A 23,206-nucleotide genomic window follows, 5' to 3' on the forward strand; every position below is an offset into this window, starting at 1 on the left:
GGCGACGACCGCCGGGCACGGTGTGCCCGGCGCAACGGGCAGGTCTTCGGACTCGCAGGCGCCCGGTTCTCCCGGACCTAGTGGCCGTCGCTTCCCGGGCTCATGCCCAGTGCCGATGACGGCGGTCGTTCCTGCTCACCGCTGCGGGACAGTCCCGGAATCTCACCGGGTTCCCTCTCACCCACGGCAGAGACGACGTGGGCTTCGACCGGCGCGCACGGGATACGCCCGCACCGGAACCAGCTGCACCTGCCACGGTAGCCCCCGTCGGTGAGCAGGACGCGATCGATCACGGCATCTAACGAGGTCTAGGCATGTCGCTAGATTGTTTTAGATCCCGCAATCGTTGACCGGCCGCGCGGCGATGTAGAGTCGCTCGGTGCCCTTGGACCAAGCAGAAGTCGCCCGCATCCTCGGCGTCGACGTGCCTCCGCTGCCCGAACACATCACCTCCGTGACCCACGACTCCCGCGACGTCAGCCCTGGGGCCGCCTTCGTGGCGATCAAGGGGTTCACCGCCGATGGCGCGGACTTCGTGCCGCAGGCGCTGGAGCGCGGCGCCTCCCTGATCGTGGCGCAGCACGACATCCCGGGCGTCCGCACTGCCGTCGTTCCTGACGACCGGGTGGCGCTGGCCGCGCTGGCCACCGAGCTGGCCGGCAACCCCTCGCACGACCTGACGGTCTACGGCATCACCGGCACGAACGGCAAAACCACCAGCTCCTACGTCCTGCACGCGATCCTCACCGCGGCCTACGGCGAGACGTCCACCGGCCTGATGACCACGGCCGAGGTGATCATCGGCAGGCATCACTCGATGTCCGTGCGCACCACCGGCGAGGCACCGGAGGTCCAGGGCAACCTCGTGCGGATGCGTGGCGCGGGCGTCACCCACGTGGTCCTGGAGACCAGCTCGCACGGCATACACCTGCACCGGGTCGACGGCACCAGGTATGCCGCGGCCCTGTTCACCAACCTCACCCGCGACCATCTCGACCTGCACGGGACGATGGAGAACTACTACCGCTCCAAGCGCAAGCTCTTCGAGTGGACCGTCGGGCCCAAGGTCGCCAATGCCGATGATGCGGCGGGCGCTCGGATGGCGCAGGAGATCTCCGGCACCCGCACCTTCGGCCACTGCGCGGATGCCGACTACCGCATCGGCGACGTCCACCGGCAGGGTGCCCGCACGGTCTTCAACCTGACCACCCCCGATCACGGCGTGCTCGAGCTGCACACACCGCTGCTGGGTGACTACAACGTGCACAACGTCGCCGGTGCCTCCGCGATCGCCCTCGAGACCGGCATGTCCGCGCGGGTGCTGACCAAGGCGGTCTCCGAGATGGGCCAGGTCCCCGGGCGGTTCGAGCGGGTGCCGGCCGCGGTGGACCGTGGCTTCGAGGTCGTCGTGGACTATGCGCACACCGAGATCGGGCTGCGCGCGGTGCTGGAGGTGGCTCGTGAGGTGGCCGCCGGACACGGCCCGGACGCGCGGCTGATCTGCGTATTCGGCGCGTGCGGCGACCGTGACAAGGCCAAGCGGCCGCTCATGGGCGCCGTGGCGTCGGAACTGGCGGATGTCGCCATCATCACCACGGATGACGCGTACTCCGAGGACCCGCAGACGATTGCCGACGAGGTTGCTGCGGGCGCGGACATGTCGCACACCAGCGTCGTCGTCGATCGACAGGAGGCGATCCGGAGCGCCTTGCAGGTCGCGCACAGGGGCGACGTCATCGTGGTCGCCGGCAAGGGGCACGAGCGGGTGCAGCACCTGCCGACCGGAGACATCGACTTCCACGACGTGAGCGTGGTCACCGAGCTGATCCACCGGCTCTGAACTCAGCCGCACGACCTCGACGTCGCACTATCCGTTGACGCAGCTCCCGAGATCGCGTTGTCCCGCCCGAAATCGCGAAATACGCCCAGATGGTGCGATCTCGAGGGCGGATTCGGCGGGAAATTGCGATCTCGGCAAACGGAGGCTGCGGCCTCAGCCCGGCAGGCCGTGCAGGTCATCGAGCCAATCGCCCGATCCGAGCACGTCCTGGTCGGTCACGACGATGACCGTCCACGCGCAGCTGCTGAGCTGACGCCGACGCCCAGCATTCTTCCGGCGCTGGCGCGGATCACCGTGCACCTCTCCGTCGTACTCGAGGACCACCCGCTGGTCCGGCCAGCAGAAGTGCACGCAGGCGATCCACTGACCGTGCTGATCCACGATGTCGTGGTTGAGCAGCGGCGCGGGCAACCCGCGCTCGCGCATCCGAAGCCGGCACACGGTCTCCATCGCGCTGCCCACCCGCATGAGTTCCATCGCCTGGCGCAGCCGGCTCATCCCGCGAGCGCCTCGCCGGCGAGTGACCGCGGACGCCACCCGCTCGGCGCATTCCGGCGCCCGCACCAGGATCGCGTCACCGATCTGGACCAGCTCCTCCACGCTCAGCACCGGCGCGAGATCGACGAGCACGTCCTCGGGTGCTGCCACGCACAGGCCGCGCACGGTCAGCCGGCGCTTGTGCTCCGCCCGACGATGACCCACGGCCCCGTTGCGCCGCACGACCGGACCGTCGCCGGGTATGCAGATGTGCAGATTATTCGTCTCCAGTCGCCTGGGCAGGGGCAGCCCAAGGATCTCCGCGGCGCTCTGATGGCTGAAGACCGCGCCGTTCGGCAGCACCAGCGCGAAGGCGCGTGCGCGATCGAGGGTGGTCCGCGGGACGGCCAACGCGCGAACTCCGGACGTCGGTCGCGCCAGGTCGGACGCCTCCAGTCGACCGGCGGCCACTCCGTCGGCGCGGGCTTTCGCCACAGTGAAAGGTATCCGGCGCAAGTGGTCCGGCAGCGGGTCCGGTGATCGAGGCATACGCCCACCCTTGCGTAGACCGGCATGCCGACCAGGACGTCATCCACGGGCCACCGAGCTGGCCGAGATCGCACCATCTCGTCAAAGGACGCGCCGACATCGCACGATGTCGTCCCAAACCGCGAAATACGCCCGGATAAAGCGATCTCGACGAGAGACGAGGCGAGAAGTTGCGACCTCGGAGCACGGTGGAAGCGTCACTCGAAGAGCGCGGTCACCACCTCGCGCGGCACCTCCGCCACCGACGCGTGCTCCCACTGCGGCGCGTGGTCCTTGTCGACCAGCAGGGCACGCACGCCCTCGTCGAAGTCACGGGTGCGCGCCATGTTGCTTGGTCTCACCCGGCGCACGGGACAGCAGGAAAAGGGCGCCCACATCCGGAAAGAAGCCGATGTTGGTCTCTGGCATCGCCATTCGGGTGCGTGCGGTGACAACGCGGAGCCCGGCGTGCGCGGACACCCCGACCCCGCCGCCCAATACCAGCCCGTCCTGGAAGACCGCCAGCGGCTTCGGGAAGGAGTCGATCAGCGAGTTCATCGCATACTCGCTGCGAAAGAACCGCCGGAAGTCACCGCCCTCGAGCACGCCGCGGCGCACCGCCACCACGTCACCGCCCGCGCAGAGACCCTTGTCGCCGGCGCCCTCGATCGTCACACCGGTGACCGCGTCGTCACCCGCCCACTCCTTCAGCATCGCCTCGACGGCCTCCACCATCGCCGTAGTGAGCGCGTTGATGGCGTGCGGGCGGTTGAGGATGATCCGGCGCAGCGGCCCCTGCGCCTGGCATCTCACCTGCTCGGTTGTGCTCATGGCGGCACGATATGGCAGGGCCCCACCTGTCGACCTGCGTGGGCCGGACCTGGCAGGATGGATGCGTGGACCGCAACGGCAAACCGCTGAACGGTGGACCTCCCAAGGTCATCGCTCACCGAGGCTCCAGCCATGTCGAGCCGGAGCACACGCTCGGCGCGTATGAACGGGCGATCGCCGAGGGTGCTGACGGCATCGAGTGCGACGTGCGCCTGACCGCTGACCGCCATCTGGTCTGCGTGCACGACCGCCGCGTCAATCGCACCTCCAACGGCAAGGGCGTGGTCTCCGACCTCGAACTCGCGCACCTGGAAGACCTCGACTGGGGCAGCTGGAAGAGGCGGCCGGACACGGGTGACCCCGAGGAGCCGGACCGCAACCAGGCAAATCTGCTGACCCTGCGACAGCTGATTCTGACCGCGCTGGCCGCCAACCGGCCGCTGGATCTGGTGATCGAGACGAAGCACCCGACCCGATATGCCGGTGAGGTGGAGCGGCAGCTGGTGCAGGTCCTGCACGAGTTCGACCTGCTCATCCCCGGCAACTCGCTGGTGACCGTGCGGGCCATGTCCTTCTCGACCCTGGCGATGCAGCGCCTCGCCAAGTACGCGCCGCACCTGCAGCGGGTGCTGCTGATCGAGCCCGGAGCGCCGCTGCCGTTCCGCGACGGCCTGCCGCGAGGCGTCGCCATAGCGGGTCCCGGTATGCCGATCGTGCGACGGCACCGCGGGTTCGTCCAGAAGCACCACGCCGCGGGCCACCAGGTGCACGTCTGGACCGTCGACAAACCACGCGACATCGAGATCTGTCTCGACCTCGGCGTGGATGCCATCATCACCAACAAGCCGTCGGTCGTGCGAGAAGCGGTCGATGCGGTCTATCCAGGTGGCGTCCGCAGGTGACATCATCACCGGCGGTGATGATGTGTCAAACCTGGAGGTATGCACCGTGAGCACGACCAGCTCGTCCCCGTCACAGCTACGGGTCCGCACCGTCCGGCTGGCCTGGACCACCGACTCCGTCCCAGAGATCCGCCGCACCCTCGTCGACGACCTGGGCGACGGCACCGTGCCACAGCGGATCGTCGATGAGGCCGAGACCGTCGTCGCCGAGCTGGTCGCCAATGCCATCCTGCACGGCCACCCACTGCCGGACGGTAGCGTGCGCGTGCACTGGAAGGTCCGTGCGCCCCGGGTCGAGGTTGAGGTGTCCGACGGCGGCAGCGACACCACGCCGCGGCCCAAGCCTCAGACGACCTGGGCGCCGAGCGGGCGCGGGCTGCGGATCGTGCGCTCGCTCGCCCACGAGTGGGGTGTCACCGATGAGGAGCACCGCACGACCGTGTGGGCCGCCCTCGGCGGCCCATCCCGCCGCCGCGTGTAGGAGCCCAGGGTGAGCGGCGACGCCACCCCGGCGGGTGCGGCCGTCCGCATACCGCTCGCCGGTGACACCGCGCGGGCATGCCTGGTCGGGCTGTTCGCCGGCGCGGTCGCCTTCGCGTGGTTCGCCATCATCGCCCTCGCGCGCTGGGACCTCGGCCGCACCACCTCCTACGACCTGGGCATCTTCAGCCAGGGTGCGCAGCAGTGGTCGATCGGTCACCTGCCCAGCTCGTTCATCCGGGGGCCGCACACGCTGCTCGCCGACCACTTCAGCCCGATCACCGCCGTATTCGGGGTGGCCTGGCGCATCTGGCCGGACCCGCGGGCGCTGCTGCTCACGCAGGGGCTGTGCCTGGCGATCGCCGTCGGGGTGGTGGCCGGCATCGCCGCGATCCGCATCGGCACGTGGGCCGGGTTCGCGGTGCTGCTGCTGGGCGCGGCCGGGCGGGCGCTGGTCGCGGGCGACCTCTTCGACGTGCACGAGGTCTGCTTTGCCGCACCCTTGATGGCGCTGCTGGTCTGGGCGATGCTGTGGCACCGGCTGCGGTGGGTGGTGGTCGCCTGTGTGCTGCTGCTGACTGTGAAGGAGGATCTCGGGCTGACGGTGATCGCCGCCGGCGCCCTGTGGTGGTGGCGCGGCTGGTGGCACGCCCGCGGCAGGGACGGCGAGCGCCGGGCACGACGTGAAGGGCTGGTGCTCAGCGGTCTGGGAGTGGTCGGACTCATCGTCGCCGTTGGCGTGATCGCGCACTTCAACCCGGGCGGAAGCAGCTCCTACCTGACCTACTTCGGTGCCGGCGGCGGGGACGAGCTGATCGGCAGCTCGGCCGCCCCGGTGAACGGCCTGGACCTGCTGGGACGCGCCGGCCCGCTCGTCTTCTTCACCGCGGCGTGCCTGGTGATCGGCTGGCGCTCGAACCTCACCTGGTTGGCGATCCCGACCCTGGCCTGGCGCACCTTCTCGTCCAACCCGCACTACTGGTCCAGCCGCTACCACTACGCCGTCGACCTGGTGCCGATCGCCCTCGGCGCCGCGATCGAGGCGTGGCCGTATGCCGTGGCCTGGTGGCACGCACGCCGCTGGGCCACGCCGTGCGCCATCGTCGTGGCCCTGGCATCCGCCGGCCTGACCGTCGGCGGCGGCGTCGCGTCACTGACCCGCCAGCAGATCTCGCCGCTCGCGGCGTTCCACACCAGCGCTCGGGTGCGCGACCTGCAGCGCGCGTCCGCACAGATCCCCGACGGTGCGCGGGTGGCTGCGCAGAACAACCTAGGCCCCTACCTGATCGCCGACCACCGGGTCACAATGCTCGGCTCGGGACGGCCCGAGCACGTCTCCTACGCCGTCTTCACCCTGGGCGACGTCTCACAGTTCCAGGCGACGCCCTGCCAGCGCACGACCTACCTGCGCCTGGCCCGTGAACCGCAGCGGCACTGGCGGCTGACCCGGATCGGCAGTGTGCTGCTCGTCACCTTCCCGACGCCGCGCCCCGCCGCGTTCCCCTCCTGCGACCAGGACAGATCCTCGGGCCAGTAGGGTTGACCCTCATGGGAAAAGCATCGCGAAAGAAGTCGCAGGGCAAGAAGGCGCCGCGCGACCCGCGGACCATGCCGGCGCCCTTCGCCCGCCGCCCGTTCGAGGGGCTGCCCGGTGAGTCCGAGCTGGTCGGGATGCGCGAGATCATCCCGGCCGCGACCGCCACGGTGACCTTCACCCACGAGGGCAGCGACCACGAGGCCACGCTGGCGACGGTGCTGCCGATGGCCTGGTCCGGGTTGCACCGCTCCGACGGCAGCGTCCTCGTGGCGCTGCAGTCCGGTGGCTCGTCCGGTGACGCCAGCCGCGACCTGGCCGAGGCACTCCTGGCGACCCTCGCGCTGCCAGAGGGTACGCCGCTGACGTCCGCGCCGAAGGCCTCCGCGGCCAGCCCCCGGCTGCAGGACCTGCTCACCGGCACCGACCTTGAGGTGACGCTGCACGAGGGATTCGACTTCTGGGTCGAGGACCAGGAGCTGGATGCCGACGGCAAGGCGTCGCTCGATCGGGCCAATGAGGCCGTTGCCCCAACCGTGCGGCTGAGCTCGGCGGCGTCCGCCTACTGGTGCCGCCTCGGCAACCGCTGCTACGTCCGCTGGATCCTCCCGCACGACGAGGACGCCGCCACCGACGCGCTCGCCCGCCTGCATGCCGCCGGCAACAGCCGCCTCGGCGACGGCCGGCTGCTGGGAGCGTTCCGCACCTGTGGGCTGCTCGTGCCTGTCTGGGAGGTGGCCGCCGACCAGCCCGCCGAGTCGCACGCCGACGACCTGGGTGAGCTCGCGGCCCGGTTCGAGACCGCGCTCGCCGAGACGACCCCGCTGACTGCCGACGAGCGCCGCGCCCGGCACGGGATCGTGAGCCGGCAGGTGACCCTGCGCTGATGCGCACGGCCTCGTGTGTGGCCGTGATCCCCGCCAAGGACGAGGCGCAGCGGATCGCGGCGACGGTGCGCGGCGTGCGCGACCTGCCGCAGGTGGCCTGCGTCATCGTCGTCGACGACGGGTCCTCCGACGCGACCACCGAGGTGGCCCACGGGGCCGGCGCCGAGGTCGTACGGCACCACCGCAACAAGGGCAAGGCCGCCGCGATGACCACCGGTTCGGCATACGCCGTGGCCCAGGGGTATGCCGAGCTGCCCGTCCTCTTCGTCGACGCCGACCTCGAGGAGTCCGCCCGCGCACTCGGTGCCCTGGTGGACCCGGTGACCGGCGACACAGCCGACATGACCATTGCCGTCCTGCCGCCGCAGCGCCGGGCCGGCGGCGGGCACGGCTTCGTGGTGCGCCTGGCTCGCGATGGCATCCAGTCACGCACCGGCTGGCAGGCGGCACAGCCCCTTTCGGGGATGCGATGCCTGAGCCGTGCCGCCCTGACCACCGCGATGCCGCTGGCCCGTGGTTGGGGTGTGGAGGTCGCCCTCACCATCGACGTGCTTAATGCCGGCCTACGGGTGCGGGAGGTGCCGTGCGAGCTGCACCACCGCGTCAGCGGACCCGGCTGGCGTGGCCGACTGCACCGGGCTGCGCAATATCGCGACGTGTGGCTCGCGCTGGCCCGCCGGCGCCGGAAACCCGCGGGCGACAAGCCATGACGGGGCAGGCCGACTGGCGCTCGGGCCGCCCGGGCGACGCGCGATGACCGCGTTCGAGCGGGTGCGGACCCCGCTCCTCTGGATCGCGTTTGCCCTCCTGGTGCTCGTGGGCCTCGCCCAGACCTCGGCGGCCAAGCCACCGCTCGGGCTGCGCGGCTTCGCACCGGGCATGCTGCCGTGGGAGCCGTCCTCGCTGACGGTCACAGTGATCCTCTTCCTCGCCTACAGCCTCGGCGCAGCCGGGGTGCTGCTCGGCCTCCTCCACCGCACCGGTCGCAGCGCATCCTGGCCGTGGGTCTTCGCGCTCGCCGTGCTTGCCCTGCTGACGGGGCCGTTCGGGTCCGGGGATCACACCAACTACGCCGCCTACGGGCGGATCGCCGTCCAGGGCGGCGACCCCTATTCGCAGTCGCCGATCGACTGGCGCGGCGGGCTCGACCCGATCACCGCGGCCGTGCAGCCACCGTGGCAGCACACCCCCAGCATCTACGGCCCGTTCGCGACCAGCCTGCAGGCATTCTCTAACTTGATCGGCGGGGACAACCTGCGCGAGACGGTGTGGATCTGGCAGATCTTCGTCGTGGCCTCCTGGCTGGTCACCCGATGGCTGCTGCGGCAGATTGCCTGGGAGGAGCGGTCCCGTCGTCGGATCGACGTGCTGTGGACCTTCAACCCGCTGGTCTTCGGCGTGCTGGTGCTCGGCGCCCATGTCGACGCCATTGCGGGTGTGCTGGCGGTCGCGGCGTTGGTTACGATGCGCCGCAGCGCCCTGGCGACCGGTGTGCTGGTGGGCACCGCGGCCAGCACCAAGCTCACGTATGCCGTGGTCGCACTGGGCATTATCTGGGCCTGGCGGCAGTGCGGCGAGGCCGATCAGCTGGTGCGCCGCGTCCGCAACCTGGTGCTCGGCGTCCTGCTCATCCTGGTGCCCTGCTTCGCGGTCGCCGGACCGCATGCCTTCCACCAGTTCGGTGCGGCCGGTGGGTCCTTCTCGTATGCCTCACCGTGGTCGCTGGTGATCCGGCTGCTGCGCACGTTTCTGCCCGAGTGGGCCGTGACCACAGTGGCCTTTGTGCTCGCTGCGGCAACAATGATCGCGCTGTCCTACGGTTTCCATCGAGTGGCGAACCGCTACGTCCTCGGCCGCTGGATCGCGAACCCGATGCTGCGGCAGGCAGTTGCCACGACGTTCGCCCTCAACACGGCATACGTTGTGGCAGCGCCGTATTCACTGCCCTGGTATGACACGCTCACTTGGGCGCTGCTGCCGCTCCTCGCGCCGTTCGCCTGGGACCCGGCATTGGTCGTGCGCTATCTCTTCATGGCGCTGGCCTACGTGCCGGGGCGGGTGCAAGGGGTCCAATCGTCCGTCGAGACCTGGACGCTCGGCTTCCGCGAGAACGTGTCGCCGTGGGTCGGCTGGATCGTGCTCGGTGCGCTCGCAGTGTGGATGCGGCGGGCCGGTATCGGGCGTCCGGCCCCGCGCACGCCCGTCCGCCGGTAACCTGCTGCGAAGGACGAGGAGCAGCGAATGCCCGACCGCAACAGAGTCACCCCGCTCGGTGACATCATCGCCACCCCGCTACGAGGTGCGTGGACCGGCAACCGTGGGCTGCTGCACCGCGGCCGAGAGATCGTCCGGTTCCACGCGAGCGACTTGTGGATCACTTGCGCGCTGGAATTCCGCGGGCGCTGGCAGCCGCAGTGGCAACCGGGCCACTACACCTACTTGTTCTTCCACGACGAAGCCGTCTCGCTCGCGGCCGGGCACCGCCCGTGCGCGGAGTGTCGACGCGACGACTACAACGCCTACCGTGCTGCGTGGCCGACGCTTGAGGCACCGTCGGCGAAGGAGATGAACCGGCGGCTGCACGGCGAGCGGATCGTGCGGGGGACCCACCAGCGGCGGCTGCACCCGATGGAGTGGAAGACGCTGCCCGATGGCACTTTTGCCGTTGTGGACGATCAGCCCGTGCTGGTGCTCGGCGATGCGCTGGTCGGCTGGACACCCCACGGCTATGCGGGGGGCCGCGCCAGACCGACCACCGGTGCGGCGCAGGTCATCACTCCGCCATCGAGCGTTGCCGTGCTTCGGGCCGGCTATCGGGCGCAGGTAGACCCCTCGGCCTACCCTGAGTAGGCACTGATACCCGCTACTCGACCGGCGCCTCGACAACCGTTGCAACGTCCTCGGATTCGCGGAAGGTGTGGGCCCCCACCAACACCGGCAGGGCGATCAGTCCACCCACCATCGGGATCACCACCCCGGAGTCGTTGATGGCAAAGCCGACCGCCCAGCACGTGACCAGGGCAACGGCGCCTTCCCGCAGGAACGGCACCGCCGACAGCACCCCGCGCACCGAGCGGCCCGGCCGGGTCGACGGGCGCGCCATCAGCACGATCAGGGCGATCAGGGCGATCGGCACCAGCGGAGTGGCGGGTGTGCCGAAGACCAGTCGCACATCGGCGGCGAGCTTTTCACCGATCACCGACCAGCCGGTCCCGTCGATCAACTGCTGCACGAATCGGCCCAGATGCGTGCGGGATGCGGCCGGTCGCAGCCAGTCCGCGACGGCTCCGAGCACGGCCAGCGCCACCGCGACCACGACGATCCCGGTGATCCGTCGCCAGGTCAGGCGTAGCCCGAGCGCCAGAGCGGCCAGCAGCAGGGTCGCGACCAGCAGCGCCGGTGGTCCGCCGAGATCGGCTCCCCACTGCGGCGCCGCGTCCACCACGCTCGCGAGCAGGCCGATCAGCAGCACCGACGCGGCGGCCAACCGGCGTTCGTCCTTGCCCACCAGGTAGGCCGCGACGGCGGTTGCCACGACCAGCGTCGCCGTGGCGAGCACCGCGAACCCGACATTGCCCATGCCGTAGTAGCGCCCGCCGAGCACCGGCTGCAGCCCGAGCATGCCGACCAGCTGCAGCCGCGCGCCGTTCATCACATCGAGCATCAGCACGAGCATCGTGGCGACACCGACGAGCAGGAAGGGTCCGAGGCCGCTTCGGCGCCACGGCCCGGCGTAGGCCGCGCCGGTCAGGACCGCCGCGAACGCGGCCGTCGTGACGACCAGCCACAGGCTCGCGGGCGGCACCCGCCACCAGGGCACCCACGTGCTCACGAAGGTGGCCACCGGCACGGCCGACGTGAAGATCGCGAGCGGACGCACCCACACCGGTGAGGGCTGCTGTCGCCGCCAGCCGCGCCACTCGCCGAGGACCATCGCGAGGATCAGGGCGCCGAGACCGACATACAGCCAGCCGACGACGGCGTGCTCGTGGTGCAGCACGGCGTCCAGGTCCCGACCGTTCTGCACCTCGGCCGCGGTGCTCTGATTCGAGGGGATGACCTGCAGTGGCTGCCCGGTCATCGACGCCGGCCAGTCGCCGGTCTGCGGCACGCCGCGCTGCAGAATGGTCGCGCTGACGTCGGCGGCCTGCAGGAGGCCGGCCTGCTTGGTCGAGGACGACCGCAGTCGGCCGTGCGGCACGCCCGGCCCCACGGCATACAGCACCCGCAGGTGGGCGTCACCGGTGCCGGTGGGGTGGGCGCCGTCGGACAGCCCGGTGAGGATCACGGTCGCGTTCCCGGGCACCTTGCCCATCGCCGTGCTGAGCGCACTCATCATCGACGCGTTGCCGGCACTCGCCGTTGCGCCCAGGTCGACGAAGGTCGCCGCGCAGGACGAGAGGTTCGCCGTGTCGATCGAGGCGGCGTAGTGCGAGACCTTCCCGTCCTCGTCCGCAGCCGCGAGCGCCGCACCCGGGCCGACCGCCTGGACGCATTGGCGGTGGCTCTCCATGGTCGAGGCGAGCGCCCCAATGGTGGTGTCGCCCTTGGCGTCCCGCTGCCACTGCGCCCATTGCGGCCAGGTGGCGGTGTGCCCGCTGATCTGCGGGGTCTTCGTCCGGCAGGCGGCAGCGCCGACGCCCGGGCTCGCGCCCACACCTGCCGACAGCGACAGCCAGCCGGTCGGCGTGCAGGTGTCGGTGGTGACCGCACGCACCGACACCGATCCGGTCGCGCCCAGACTGAGCAGCTGCCACAGCTCGGGCGTGTCCTTCGCCGAGACGTCCTGCCAGCGCAGACCCGGCACGCCGATGACCACGACCGGGCCGTTTCCGCTGATCGGCTGCGGTTTCGGTGTCGCCGTGGCCCTGCCGACGGCCAGATCGAGGCCGATGAAGATGAGGAGCACCGCGACGACGACAACGGACCAGCGGCGAACCATGGGCCCCAGCGTACGAAACGTCCGTCAGAATGGCGCCGTGACCGCATCGACCCGCCGCCGCCTCCTGTGGTGGGCGCTCGCGATCGCCATCATCGCCGGCGGTCTGACGCCGACCATCCTGAAGCAGCTGGTGCAGGCGACGCCGCAGCACTGGCAGGTCGATCTGTCGGTCTACCGCCAGGCCGGTGTGTCGAACCTGCGCGGCCGCGCGGTCTACGACTACCTCGCGCCGCCGCAGTCTCTGCCCTTCACCTATCCACCGTTCGCGTCGATCCTGGCGATCCCGCTCGCGATCGTGCCGTTCAAGGTAGCCGGCTGGTGCTGGTTCTTCGTGCAGGCGGCCGCCGACGTCGCCATCGCCGGGTATGCCGTGCGCCCCCTCCTGCGCCGCGCCGGCCCCCGGGCGCCGCTCGTGCTCGCGGTCGCCGCGGTCGCGTCGTTCTATCTGCTGCCGGTGAACGACGGACTGCGGTTCGGCCAGGTGGACGCGTTCCTGCTGCTGGCCTGCCTGCTGGACCTCCACCGGCCGCCCTGGATCGCCCGGCTCCCGCAGGGTGTGCTGATCGGCGTGTCCACCGCGATCAAGCTGACCCCCGGCATGTTCATCGTGCAGCTGCTGGTCACCCGCCGGTGGCGGGCCGCCGCGTGGGCGATCGGCGCCGCCGCCGGCACCACCGGGCTCGGGGCGCTGCTGCTGCCCAGTGCATCGTTCGCGTTCTGGGGTGGTGCGCTGGAGGACACCTCACGCCTGGGCCCCAATGACGGCACGTCCAATCAGTCGTTGCGTGGAATGCTGCTGCGCGTGGGCCCGGGCGGGCTCTGGGGCACCGCCATCTGGGCGGTGCTCGTGGTCGTCGTGCTGATCGTGGGGCTGGGACTGGCGCGAGCGGCATACGCCCGCCGGGACACCATCGCCGAGGTGGCGCTGGTCGGGCTGGTCACCGTGCTGGTGTCGCCGGTGTCGTGGATCCACCATTTCGACTGGGTCGTGCTGATCATCGGTGTGCTGCTCGGTGCGGGCCGTTCGCGGCGGCGGGTGATGCTGGCTGCTCTGGTGTATGTCGGGTATCTGCTCGATCTGCCGTGGTGGGGTCAGTGGCGGCTGGTGGCGACCGGGCAGTCGTTCCCGCAGCAGAGCAACGGCAATCCGTGGGGTGTGCTGATGAACAACGGCTTCGGCCTGCTGGCCCTGGTCTGCCTGGTGATCTTCGCCCTCCGCACCTGGAAATCCCCCACGACCCTCCCCGAGAAGTCACTCCCAACACCCGAGTAGTCACGAATTGCACTCGAGTAGTCACACAGTGCACCCCGGGTCGTATGCGGGATCCGTAGGTCGAGACCGCTGCGCCGGGGTCCGGCCGCGCGCCATAACCTGCCGTAGGCACCTAAACGCGCTCCCCCCGGAGGACACATGACCCGGTTCGGCTACCTCGGCCCCGAGGGCACCTTCACCCAGATGGCCCTGCTCGCGTGGCGGCCGGCGCAGGATGGCGAACACCGGCCCTTCGGCTCGGTCGACCTGGCGTTGGCGGCGCTGCGCGAGGGCACGATCGACGCGGCGATGGTGCCGATCGAGAACTCCGTCGAGGGCGGCGTCTCGGCGACGATGGATGCGCTGAATGCCGATGAGCCGCTGTCCGTCATCGGCGAGGTGCTCGTGCCGATCACCTTCGTGCTCGCGGCACGCGCCGGCACGCAGCGCAGCGCGATCCGGTCCGTCGGCACCCACTCGCACGCCTGGGCGCAGGTGCGGGGGTGGATGGTCGCCAATCTGCCGGAGGCCGCCTATGTGCAGACCTTGTCGACCGCCGGCGCCGCCGCGGGACTCGCCGCGAGCTCGGACGGCGACGGCACGGCATACGACGCGGCCGTGTGCGCACCGGTCGCCGCGCACAACAACGGGCTGGAGGTGCTCGCGGAGGACATCGGCGACAACTCATCCGCCGTGACCCGGTTCGTGCTGGTGGCGCGGCCGGGACGTATGCCGGACCCCACCGGGGCCGACAAGACCACCATCACGGTCTTCCAGCATGAGGACCGTGCCGGTGGCCTGCTCGAGCTGCTGGAGCAGCTCGCCGCGCACGGCATCAACATGACCCGCCTCGAGTCACGCCCGACGAAGTCGGTCATGGGCAACTACTGCTTCTCCATCGACTTCGAAGGTCATGCGCGTGATGAACGGGTCGGCGAGGCCCTCATGGGGCTGCATCGGGTCGCGGCGCAGGTGCGGTTCCTCGGCTCCTACCCCCGAGCGGACGGGCGCAGCGCCTCGATCCTGGCGACCGCCAGCGACGACGCGTTCCTGGAGGCTCAGGGCTGGCTGCGTCACCTCCGCGGCGAGTAGCCCACCCCCCTTTCTCGCAGTTTGTGACTCCTCGCGTGCTGGGAGTGACTCCTCGCGTGCAATTTGTGACTACTCGGGAAGGGGGTGGGAGCGGACGTGGGCGCGGGCGGCGAGACCGCGCATGCCGGCCCGCATCATCAGCGCGTGGTTCGCGATCAGCACCGGCCGGATGACGTAGCCCAGGACGGCTGGCAGGCGTGGCCGCACCAGCCGCGCCTCCTGCACGTAGTCGAGCCGGGCACCGCCCGCCTCCGCTGCCACGGTGAACTGCGCCCAGCCCTCCAGATCACCGGCGAGCGACGCCCGCAGCACCCCGCTGCCACGGTCCACGACCTCACTTGTCAGCTCGAGCACCAGGGTCAGCGGCAGCATGCTGCGGATCCGCACCTGCCCGGTGACCGCCGAGTACGGCGTGATCGAGCGGATCTGCGGCCACCACTGGTCCCAGGTCTCCGCCTCCGCCAGCACGTCGAACACCGCGTCCCGCGGCGCGTCCAGCCGATGACTGGACACGAAGCGAAAGAAGGTGGTCACGTCGTGCGGACCGTCAGTGCCAGCGGATCCACGCTCAGTCGTATCCCGTGTGCTCGCCCCAGCACGTCCCCGTCGATCTCGATCATGGCCGGCTCCTCGCACCGGACGGTGAGCGATGCGCACTCCAGCCGCCGGATCGCCTTGGTCGACCTCTGGGACCCACTGAGAATCTGCGCGATCAGCGGCACCCACCCGACCACGCTGGGCGCGGTCAGGACCACGGCATCCAGCTGCCCGTCCTGCACACTCGCCCTCGGCATCAGCTTGATCCCTCCGGTCAACCGCCCACAGTTGCCGACGAGGACCCCGGTGGTCGGCGCCGGCCCCACCACATCGCCACGATCGGTCTCGACCCGCATGGTGACCCGATCGTGCACGGCGTGGCGCGCACCGGCCGCGGGATACGCCAGCCAGCCGACGCGTTTCTTCAACCGCTCACTGGTGCTCGCCATGATCTCCGCGTCCAGGTGTATGCCGGTCATCACCAGCCCGGTCTCCGGCGCGGCGAACGTGCCATCGCCATCGCGGTCCAGCTCGATCCGCATCACGTCGATCGCGGTGTTTTGGCCGGTGAGCGCAAGTCGCAGCCCATCGACATACCGCCGATGGGGCAGCCCCAGGTTGCGCGCGAGCAGATTGCCGGTGCCGGCGGCGAGCACACCGAGCGGTATGCCGGACCCGACCAGTCCCGCGGCCACGCACCGGCCCGTGCCGTCGCCGCCGAGCGAGCACACAAGGTCCACACCGGCGGCCACAGCCTGCCGGGTCTGACCGGTGCCCGGGTCGTCAGCGGTCGTCTCGATCCACAGGGGGTCGCACCAGCCGCCGGCCCGGAAGATGGCCTCCAGCCGAGCGCGCAGCGGGGTCAGCCGGTCGAACTTGGTGGGGTTGACGATGACAGCCGCGCGCCTCATCCGTTCTCACCCGCCTTGTCGTCACTGCCACCGATGTTGTCGGGTTGCAACATACCCGAGCCGCCTCACGACGGGGTCCCCGCGAAGGACTGAGCGAGGGATGAGCAACGACTTTGTGAGGTGTGAACTAACCTTGCCGCGTGATCGATATCAGAGTGCTGCGTGACAACCCCGACCTGGTGCGGGCCAGCCAGCGTGCCCGCGGGGACGACGAGGGTCTGGTCGACCAGATCCTGGCCGCGGATGAGGCCCGGCGCTCCAGCCTGGGCGAGTTCGAGGCCCTGCGCTCGAAGCAGAAGTCGGTCAGCAAGAACGTCGGGGCGGTGATGGGGCGGCTGGCCAAGGCGAAGAAGACCGGTGACGGCGACCTCACAGCGATGGAGGCCGACGCGGAGACCGCGCGCACCGAGGCGAGCACCCTCGGCGCGCGCGTCAAGGAGCTCGAGCAGGCCGCCGACGACCAGGGCGCGACCTTCGAGCGGCTGCTGCGCAAGGTCGGCAACGTCATTCTCGACGGTGTGCCGAGTGGCGGCGAGGACGACTTCACGGTGCTGGAGCACGTCGGTGAGCCAACGACATTCGACTTCGAGCCGCTGGACCACCTGGCGCTCGGCGAAAAGCTGGGCGCGATCGACATGGAGCGCGGCGCGAAGGTCGGCGGTGCCCGGTTCTACTTCTTGACCGGTGTCGGCGCGCGCCTCGAGCTCGCGATGCTCAACATGGCGGTGGCGCAGGCGGTCGAGTACGGCTTCACCCCGATGATCACGCCGACACTCGTCAAGCCGGAGATCATGGACGGCACCGGATATCTCGACGCGCACGAGGACGTCTACCACCTGCCCACCGACGATCTCTATCTCGTGGGCACCTCCGAGGTCGCACTGGCCGGATATCACAAGGACGAGATCATCGACCTCACCGCAGGTCCCAGGCGGTATGCCGGGTGGTCGACCTGCTACCGCCGCGAGGCCGGTTCGCATGGCAAGGACACCCGCGGCATCATCCGCGTGCACCAGTTCCAGAAGGTCGAGATGTTCGTCTACTGCAAGCCGGAGGATGCCGTCGACGAGCATCAGCGACTGCTCGGCTGGGAGCGCGAGATGCTGGCCAAGATGGAGCTGCCCTACCGCATCATCGACACCGCCGCAGGAGACCTCGGAGGATCGGCGGCGCGCAAGTTCGACTGTGAGGCATGGGTGCCGACGCAGGAGCGCTACCGCGAGCTGACCTCGACGTCGAACTGCACGACCTACCAGGCACGCCGGTTGGGCACGCGTTATCGCACGGAATCGGGCAAGACCGACACCGTGGCAACGCTGAACGGCACGCTCGCCACCACCCGGTGGATCGTCGCGATCCTGGAGAACCACCAGCAGGCCGACGGTTCGGTGCGCGTGCCGAAGGCGCTGCAGCCGTTCCTCGGCCTCGAGGTCCTCGAGCCGCTCGCCTGAGCGGTCACTCGAGACGCCAGCTCGCAAAGACCTCTCTTCGGTTGTGCACTGCCGGGGTGGCCCTGGTCGACCACCCGGCGACGGTATGCGGCTCGGCGGCGACGGTGGGCAGCGTCGCCCACCGCCCGGTTAGGCTGAGGCGATGCGAGATCGGGTAGCGAGCTTCTTCGGCATCGGTGACACCTGGCGTCGGCCGCTGCCCGAGCACTGGCTACGCAACGACCTGATCATCGCGGTCGGGTTCCTGATCTTCGCCGCTCTCGGGATCGAGCTGAGTCGCAGCACCTACCAGCTCACCAAGACGGTCCAGCCGATCTGGTTGCAATATCTCCCACTGGTGATCGGTGCGGCAATCCTCGTGTGGCGACGGCGCCTCCCGCTGACGGTGATGCTGCTGTGCGGAGCCAACATGTTCATCACCGGGATCACGATGTCTGAGGTCATGCTCGGCGTGATCGTGCAGTTCCTCTACCTCTACGGCTTCTTCAGCGCTGTCGCCTGGGGTCACCCACGGCGTCGCACGGCCGTCGCGGCGGCGTTGCTCGTCCTCTTCATGTTCGGCTGGATCGCCTACCAGTTCATCGCCGGCGGGCCGAATCTGGACCAGGTGCACGCACTGGACCGAGCCGGCACCAAGGGCCTGCTCACTGCCACAGCGGCCAGCATCATCTACTCCTACCTCGTCAACTCCATCTATTTCGGCGGTGCCGTCCTCGGCGGTGCGGCCGCCTGGCGCAACGCACGCCAGCACGCGTCCCTCGCCGACCAGGCCTCGACCATTGCGTCCCAGTCCGAGCAACTGCAGGAGCAGGCGGTGGTGGCCGAACGCCTACGGATCGCGCGGGAGCTGCACGACGTGGTCGCCCATCATGTGTCGGTCATCGGCGTGCAGGCCGGAGCAGCCCGGCGCGTGCTCGACAAGAACCCCGCGGCTGCAGAGGGTGCCCTCTCCACCATCGAGGCGTCGTCTCGGTCTGCGGTCGGCGAGATGCGCAACCTGCTCGGCACCCTGCGCGCGAGCCAGACCTGTGGCGACCGCGCTCCCGAGCCGGGGTTCCCGGACATAGCGACCTTGATTGAGCAGTTCCGCGTCGCCGGCATGCACGTTGATCTCCAGTTTGTGGACGACACACCGGCGCTCACCGACGATGTGCCTCCGGCGGTCGGCCTCGGTCTCTACCGCACGACCCAGGAGGCGCTGGCCAATGTGCGCCGTCACTCGACCTCGAGGTCGGCGACGGTGTGCATCCGCCTGGGCCGCGAGCGGGGACGGGCGTATGCCGAGGCGGAGGTTCTCGACGCGGGCCGCCTGCGCCCCGGCATGCACGGCACCGGACTTGGCTTGCTCGGCATACAAGAGCGCGTGGTCGCACACGGCGGAGTCGCCGAGATCGGGCCGCGCGCCACGGGCGGGTACCGCGTGCGCGTGCGACTCCCCTTCGACGACGGCAACTCTCGGCACGGTGGGGTGCCACAGCATTCCGCGGAGATGTCGCATGACTGAGCAGGCGGCCACACTGCGCATCGTCGTGGCCGACGACCAGCGTTTGGTTCGAGGTGGATTCGCCTTGATGCTGTCGGTTGAGGACGACATCGAGGTCGTCGGTGAGGCACCCGACGGGGTGTGCGCGATCGAGCTGTGCCGTGAGCTGGCGCCTGATCTGGTCCTCATGGATGTCGAGATGCCGCGGATGGATGGCATCGAGGCGACCCGCCGCATTGTGGCGGACGGCCTGTCCCGTGTAGTGCTCCTCACGACGTTCGACCACGACGACTACCTCTTCGCCGGGCTCGATGCAGGCGCAAGCGGATTCCTGCTGAAGAACACCGACCCCGACGACCTCGTGGGCGCCATCCGCGCCGCCGGCCACGGGCACGCGCTGCTTGCACCGGAGGTCACCCGCCGCGTGATTGAGCGGATGACGTCCGCGACCGCGACCGGGCGGCCGTACCCGCAGCAGAATGCACTGGCAAATCTGACACCGCGGGAGCGGGAGGTGCTCACCCTGCTCGGTCGCGGGCGCTCGAACGCGGAGATCGCCGACCACCTCGTGGTCGGTGCCGCGACGGTCAAGACCCACGTCTCCAGCTGCCTGGCCAAGCTGCATCTGCGCGACCGCGTCCAGGCGGTGGTCTTCGCCTATGAGGCCGGCCTCATCCACCCCGGCGACTGACGCCACCACCCGCGCCGAGAGGTATACCAACCGCTCGAGAGGTGCATGAAACATGTATGCCGCTCGGTGGTTTGGTATGCCTGTCGGCGGGAGAAGGTCAGTCGATCGTCGCAATGATGGTGCCCTGCGCCACCTCGGTGCCCTCGCCCGTGGTCAGGTGGACCGTGCCGGCACACGGCGCCGGCACCTCGACGTCCACCTTGTCCAACTGCACCTCGGCGAGCAGCTGGTCAGCGACCACCTGCTCACCCTCGGCCACGTACCAGGTTGCGACCACCCCGACGGCATCCGGCTCCTTCTGGCTCATGACGGGGAACGGGACGTCGGTCATCGAAGCGCCTTCCGCACGGCCTCCTCGATCCGATCCTGCCGTGGAAGTGCCGCATACTCCAGCGGCCGCGCATAGGGAATGGGTATGTCGGGCACGGCCACCCGCACGGGCGGCGCCTTGAACAGGCTCGGGTCACGGTCGGTGACCGATGCGACCACCTCGGCGGACATCCCGAAGGAGAGGTAGTCCTCGTCGACGACGACCAGTCGGCCCGTCTTGGCGACAGACGCGCAGATGGCATCCCGGTCCAGCGGAACCAGCGACCGCAGGTCGATCACCTCGGCCGAGATCCCTTCGTTGCTCAACTGCTCGGCGACGTCCAGCGCGTGGTGCACCGACAGCGAGATGGTGACGATCGTGACGTCGCTGCCCTCGCGTGCCACCCGGGCCTTGCCGATCTCGACGACGTGCTCACCTGCAGGCACCACGTCGATCGAGCGCGGGTTCTTCACCATCCAGGGCAGGCCCATGACGCCCTTGTGAAACATGTAGACCACCGGGGAGTCGTCGCGGATTGCCGCGGTCATCAGCCCCTTCGCGTCGGCAGGGGTCGCGGGTGCGACGACCTTCATACCTGGCAGGTGCGCGAAGGTGCCCCACAGGCACTGCGAGTGCTGGGCTCCGTCGGAGTAGCCGCCGCCCACGGCCGTCGTGAGGACCATCGGCACCTTGACGTTGCCGCCGGACTCGAAGTGGATCTTGGCCATGTGGTTGTAGATCTGGTCCAGGCACACGCCCATGAAGTCGGCAAACATCAGCTCGACGATCGGTCGCATGCCTTCGGTGGCCGCGCCGATCGCAAGGCCGATGAACCCGGTCTCGGAGATCGGGGTGTCGAGGACCCGCTGCGGGCCGAACCGGTCGAGCAGACCGGTGGTGGAAGAAAAGATGCCGCCGTAGGCTCCGACATCCTCACCGAGGTAGAACACCTCGGGGTTTGCCTCCATCTCCGCGGCGATGGCCTCGACCATCGCCTTCGAGGTGTTGAGCCGGCGGGTGGGCGCCTGGGCCGGCCGGTCAGTGACAGTCATGACAGCTCCTTCACACAAACACGTAGTCGAGAACGGTGGCGGGGTCCGGTTCGGCACTGGCCTTGGCGAAGGCGATAGCGCCCTCGACCTCGATGCTCGCCGCCGAGCGGATCTGCTCTCCTACGGCATCGTCGAGCACGCCTGCGTCCCGCAGCGTTGCCTCATAGCGCGGGATCGGATCCCGGTCCGGCACCTGGTCCAGGTCGGGCCGGTATCCCTGGGCGTCACCCTCGAAGTGACCCCACAGACGCAGCGTGTGCACCTCGATCAGAGTGGGTCCACCGCCGCCTCGGGCACGCGCGACGGCCTCTCCGGCTGCGGCATACACGGCCTCGACGTCGTTCTCCTCGACCCGCGTGCCAGGGATGCCGTATGCCGCGGCTCGGTCGGCGTTGGACGGAATCGGGGTCGACGCCTCGCGAGAGACCGAGATGCCCCACTCGTTGTCCTCGATCACGAAGACCACCGGCAGCTTCCAGAGCGCTGCGAGGTTCAGGGACTCGTGGAAGGCACCGGCATTTGCAGCACCCTCACCGGTGACGGCAACCGCGATCGCATCGGTGCCGCGGCGAGAGAATGCGAACGCCATACCGAGGGCCGCGGGATATCCCTCGGCGACGATCCCCGAGCAGGAGAAGTGTGTCGAGGGGTCGAACAGGTGCATGTGGCCGCCACGACCTCTGCCGAGCCCGTCGACCCGGCCGAAGATCTCGGCCGCCATCGGCTTCAGGTCCACGCCGTGCGCGATAGCGAAGTGGTGCGGCCGGTGGGTCGAGGTGACCGCATCGGCGGCGGTAAGATGCTCGCAGACCCCGGCCGCCACGGGCTCCTGGCCCGCCGAGAGGTGCATCTCACCGGGAATCAGGCCCTTGCCGATGTCGAAACCGGGCGCCTTGTCGGCGTGATACTCCCGCAGGATCGCCTCCTCGAAGGTTCGGCTGCGGATCATCGTGGTGAACAGGGCCTTGCGTAGGTCGCCCGTGAGCTCAGTGGAGCTCGCTCGGGCGGAGAGGTCGGTCGTCATGGGACTCCCCTTGCTCGGGAAACGAATCTGACCACTCCAGCGTGCGCCGAGAGCCAGGGCCGGGCCACGGCAATATTTCAGTTGGTGACAAAACTCGTGTCGGGCTCAGCCGGCAACCGCGTCGCGCGCGAGCGCGATGAGCTGCGCGGCGCGACGCAGCGCGTGCCTGCTGGCAAGCAGTGCCGAGCGGCGTTCCAGCGGGACAGAGATCGCGACGGCGCCGACAATCGCCGTCGACGGCACGGGCACGGCCATGCAGGCGACACCCACGGCATACTCCTGCTCGTCGGTGGCGATCTCGGGGTTGCGCTGCAGCTGCTGGAGCAGCACCCTCCGGCTGGTCACGGTCGCCGACGTCAGGTCCACCAGCGGATGTTCGGAAAGATAGTCCCGGCACCGCGCCTCCGGGAGAGATGCCAGCACGGCCTTGCCGAGGGCGGTGGCGTGCGCGGCGTCCTCGAAGCCGACCCACATGTCGGTGCGCGGCGCATCCGGACTGTCCGCCACGTCGACGAGCCGGATCTCTCCGTCATCGAGCACGGAGAGGTAGGCGGGTGCGTGCAGCTCGTCATGCAGTCCGCGCAGCACCCCGTGGGTGCGATGACCGTCCTCCTGCCGACGATCGGCGAGGGTCGAGACTTGTGCACCGAGGACATATCCGCCATCCTCCCGGTCCAGGTATCCCTCATGCAGCAGCGTGCGCAGCAGGTGGTAGGTCGTGGCCAGGGGCAGCCCCGTCAGCCGTGCGAGCTTCTTCGCAGGCACCGGGCCGCACTGGGCACCCACAGTGTCCAGCAGCGAGAGCGCCCGGACCACAGATGTGATCAGGGTCGGCTGCGACAACGACCCGACCATAGATCTCCTTGGCCCGAGCCTATTGCCTCGGTCGGCGGCGGTCCAGAGGCGAAGTCCTCCGCTCGACGGAGGCCCGCCGCGCGGCATGGGCCGAAGATCCGCCGCGCGGCGGATGTGTGGGGCGCCC

Annotated in this window: 23 protein-coding genes and 1 riboswitch; of the genes, 13 read left to right on the top strand and 10 right to left on the bottom strand. The window is 69.6% G+C overall.

Going from position 1 to position 23,206, the window contains the following annotated elements:
- Positions 1–20 precede the first annotated feature (20 nt).
- Positions 21–200, bottom strand: a riboswitch (cobalamin riboswitch).
- A 179-nt stretch (positions 201–379) separates the two neighbouring features.
- Positions 380–1,840 carry a UDP-N-acetylmuramoyl-L-alanyl-D-glutamate--2,6-diaminopimelate ligase gene (locus tag FGL98_RS02665; protein WP_146315125.1) on the top strand — a complete coding sequence of 487 codons (1,461 nt, stop codon included), beginning with the start codon at positions 380–382 and terminating at the stop codon, positions 1,838–1,840.
- Positions 1,841–1,993: 153 nt separating this feature from the next.
- On the opposite strand, the gene FGL98_RS02670 is transcribed toward FGL98_RS02665, so the two are convergent.
- From FGL98_RS02670 to FGL98_RS02680, 3 genes are all read right to left on the bottom strand, one after another.
- The gene (locus FGL98_RS02670) at positions 1,994–2,866 is read right to left on the bottom strand and encodes a PDDEXK family nuclease (RefSeq protein WP_146315126.1); all 873 of its coding nucleotides are present in this window, start codon (positions 2,864–2,866) and stop codon (positions 1,994–1,996) included.
- A 197-nt stretch (positions 2,867–3,063) separates the two neighbouring features.
- On the bottom strand, positions 3,064–3,192 hold the full coding sequence (locus FGL98_RS02675) for an enoyl-CoA hydratase/isomerase family protein (RefSeq protein WP_186525936.1): 129 nt from the start codon (positions 3,190–3,192) through the stop codon (positions 3,064–3,066).
- Positions 3,176–3,676, bottom strand: a complete 501-nt coding sequence (locus FGL98_RS02680; protein WP_146315128.1) for an enoyl-CoA hydratase/isomerase family protein — start codon at positions 3,674–3,676, stop codon at positions 3,176–3,178. Before FGL98_RS02680 ends, FGL98_RS02675 begins: the two co-directional genes overlap by 17 nt.
- 65 nt (positions 3,677–3,741) lie before the next feature.
- Between FGL98_RS02680 and FGL98_RS02685 the strand changes: the two genes are divergently transcribed.
- From FGL98_RS02685 to FGL98_RS02715, 7 genes are read left to right on the top strand one after another with little or no spacing between them, the layout of a single operon-like run.
- Complete coding sequence (locus FGL98_RS02685) at positions 3,742–4,578, top strand: glycerophosphodiester phosphodiesterase (RefSeq protein WP_222431991.1); 837 nt, start codon at positions 3,742–3,744, stop codon at positions 4,576–4,578.
- A gap of 46 nt (positions 4,579–4,624) precedes the next feature.
- Positions 4,625–5,059 (top strand): ATP-binding protein, encoded by a 435-nt coding sequence (locus FGL98_RS02690; protein WP_246136340.1) that lies wholly within the window; start codon positions 4,625–4,627, stop codon positions 5,057–5,059.
- A gap of 9 nt (positions 5,060–5,068) precedes the next feature.
- On the top strand, positions 5,069–6,595 hold the full coding sequence (locus FGL98_RS02695) for a DUF2079 domain-containing protein (protein ID WP_146315131.1): 1,527 nt from the start codon (positions 5,069–5,071) through the stop codon (positions 6,593–6,595).
- A gap of 11 nt (positions 6,596–6,606) precedes the next feature.
- The gene (locus tag FGL98_RS02700) at positions 6,607–7,479 is read left to right on the top strand and encodes a DUF5926 family protein (protein ID WP_222431992.1); all 873 of its coding nucleotides are present in this window, start codon (positions 6,607–6,609) and stop codon (positions 7,477–7,479) included.
- The gene (locus FGL98_RS02705) at positions 7,479–8,189 is read left to right on the top strand and encodes a glycosyltransferase family 2 protein (RefSeq protein ID WP_146315133.1); all 711 of its coding nucleotides are present in this window, start codon (positions 7,479–7,481) and stop codon (positions 8,187–8,189) included. The genes FGL98_RS02700 and FGL98_RS02705 overlap by 1 nt, the downstream gene beginning before the upstream one ends.
- A gap of 43 nt (positions 8,190–8,232) precedes the next feature.
- The gene (mptB, locus tag FGL98_RS02710; RefSeq protein ID WP_146315134.1) at positions 8,233–9,693 is read left to right on the top strand and encodes a polyprenol phosphomannose-dependent alpha 1,6 mannosyltransferase MptB; all 1,461 of its coding nucleotides are present in this window, start codon (positions 8,233–8,235) and stop codon (positions 9,691–9,693) included.
- 27 nt (positions 9,694–9,720) lie between these two features.
- On the top strand, positions 9,721–10,329 hold the full coding sequence (locus tag FGL98_RS02715) for a hypothetical protein (RefSeq protein WP_146315135.1): 609 nt from the start codon (positions 9,721–9,723) through the stop codon (positions 10,327–10,329).
- A 13-nt stretch (positions 10,330–10,342) separates the two neighbouring features.
- On the opposite strand, the gene FGL98_RS02720 is transcribed toward FGL98_RS02715, so the two are convergent.
- Positions 10,343–12,421: a US12 family protein gene (locus FGL98_RS02720; protein ID WP_186525937.1), complete on the bottom strand. Its 2,079-nt coding sequence runs from the start codon at positions 12,419–12,421 to the stop codon at positions 10,343–10,345.
- A gap of 37 nt (positions 12,422–12,458) precedes the next feature.
- On the opposite strand from FGL98_RS02720, the gene FGL98_RS02725 reads away from it, so the two are divergent.
- Both FGL98_RS02725 and pheA read left to right on the top strand, forming a co-directional pair.
- Positions 12,459–13,694: a glycosyltransferase 87 family protein gene (locus tag FGL98_RS02725; RefSeq protein ID WP_186525938.1), complete on the top strand. Its 1,236-nt coding sequence runs from the start codon at positions 12,459–12,461 to the stop codon at positions 13,692–13,694.
- Between the two features lie 138 nt (positions 13,695–13,832).
- Positions 13,833–14,765, top strand: a complete 933-nt coding sequence (gene pheA / locus FGL98_RS02730; RefSeq protein ID WP_146315138.1) for a prephenate dehydratase — start codon at positions 13,833–13,835, stop codon at positions 14,763–14,765.
- Between the two features lie 69 nt (positions 14,766–14,834).
- Here pheA and FGL98_RS02735 read toward each other — a convergent pair whose 3' ends face one another.
- Together FGL98_RS02735 and FGL98_RS02740 are read right to left on the bottom strand one after the other, a co-directional pair.
- Positions 14,835–15,299, bottom strand: a complete 465-nt coding sequence (locus tag FGL98_RS02735) for an SRPBCC family protein (protein ID WP_146315139.1) — start codon at positions 15,297–15,299, stop codon at positions 14,835–14,837.
- Positions 15,296–16,213, bottom strand: coding sequence for a diacylglycerol/lipid kinase family protein (locus FGL98_RS02740; RefSeq protein WP_146315140.1), 918 nt, complete (start codon positions 16,211–16,213; stop codon positions 15,296–15,298). Before FGL98_RS02740 ends, FGL98_RS02735 begins: the two co-directional genes overlap by 4 nt.
- Positions 16,214–16,353: 140 nt before the next feature.
- Here FGL98_RS02740 and serS point away from each other — a divergent pair, with 140 nt between their 5' ends.
- The 3 genes from serS to FGL98_RS02755 all read left to right on the top strand — a co-directional run bounded on the left by serS (position 16,354) and on the right by FGL98_RS02755 (position 19,838).
- A complete protein-coding gene (gene serS, locus FGL98_RS02745) occupies positions 16,354–17,664 on the top strand; it encodes a serine--tRNA ligase (RefSeq protein WP_146315141.1) in 1,311 nt (436 codons plus the stop codon).
- Between the two features lie 142 nt (positions 17,665–17,806).
- Positions 17,807–19,168: a sensor histidine kinase gene (locus tag FGL98_RS02750; RefSeq protein ID WP_146315142.1), complete on the top strand. Its 1,362-nt coding sequence runs from the start codon at positions 17,807–17,809 to the stop codon at positions 19,166–19,168.
- The gene (locus FGL98_RS02755; RefSeq protein ID WP_146315143.1) at positions 19,161–19,838 is read left to right on the top strand and encodes a response regulator; all 678 of its coding nucleotides are present in this window, start codon (positions 19,161–19,163) and stop codon (positions 19,836–19,838) included. Before FGL98_RS02750 ends, FGL98_RS02755 begins: the two co-directional genes overlap by 8 nt.
- A gap of 97 nt (positions 19,839–19,935) precedes the next feature.
- On the opposite strand, the gene FGL98_RS02760 is transcribed toward FGL98_RS02755, so the two are convergent.
- The 4 genes from FGL98_RS02760 to FGL98_RS02775 form a co-directional block, all read right to left on the bottom strand.
- Positions 19,936–20,169 (bottom strand): lipoyl domain-containing protein, encoded by a 234-nt coding sequence (locus FGL98_RS02760; protein WP_146315144.1) that lies wholly within the window; start codon positions 20,167–20,169, stop codon positions 19,936–19,938.
- Positions 20,166–21,200: an alpha-ketoacid dehydrogenase subunit beta gene (locus FGL98_RS02765; protein WP_146315145.1), complete on the bottom strand. Its 1,035-nt coding sequence runs from the start codon at positions 21,198–21,200 to the stop codon at positions 20,166–20,168. The genes FGL98_RS02760 and FGL98_RS02765 overlap by 4 nt, the downstream gene beginning before the upstream one ends.
- A gap of 10 nt (positions 21,201–21,210) precedes the next feature.
- Positions 21,211–22,224, bottom strand: coding sequence for a thiamine pyrophosphate-dependent dehydrogenase E1 component subunit alpha (locus FGL98_RS02770; protein ID WP_146315146.1), 1,014 nt, complete (start codon positions 22,222–22,224; stop codon positions 21,211–21,213).
- Between the two features lie 105 nt (positions 22,225–22,329).
- A complete protein-coding gene (locus FGL98_RS02775; RefSeq protein ID WP_222431993.1) occupies positions 22,330–23,067 on the bottom strand; it encodes an IclR family transcriptional regulator in 738 nt (245 codons plus the stop codon).
- Positions 23,068–23,206 lie beyond the last annotated feature (139 nt).

The organism is Leekyejoonella antrihumi, assembly GCF_007845645.1.
Classification (GTDB): domain Bacteria; phylum Actinomycetota; class Actinomycetes; order Actinomycetales; family Dermatophilaceae; genus Leekyejoonella; species Leekyejoonella antrihumi.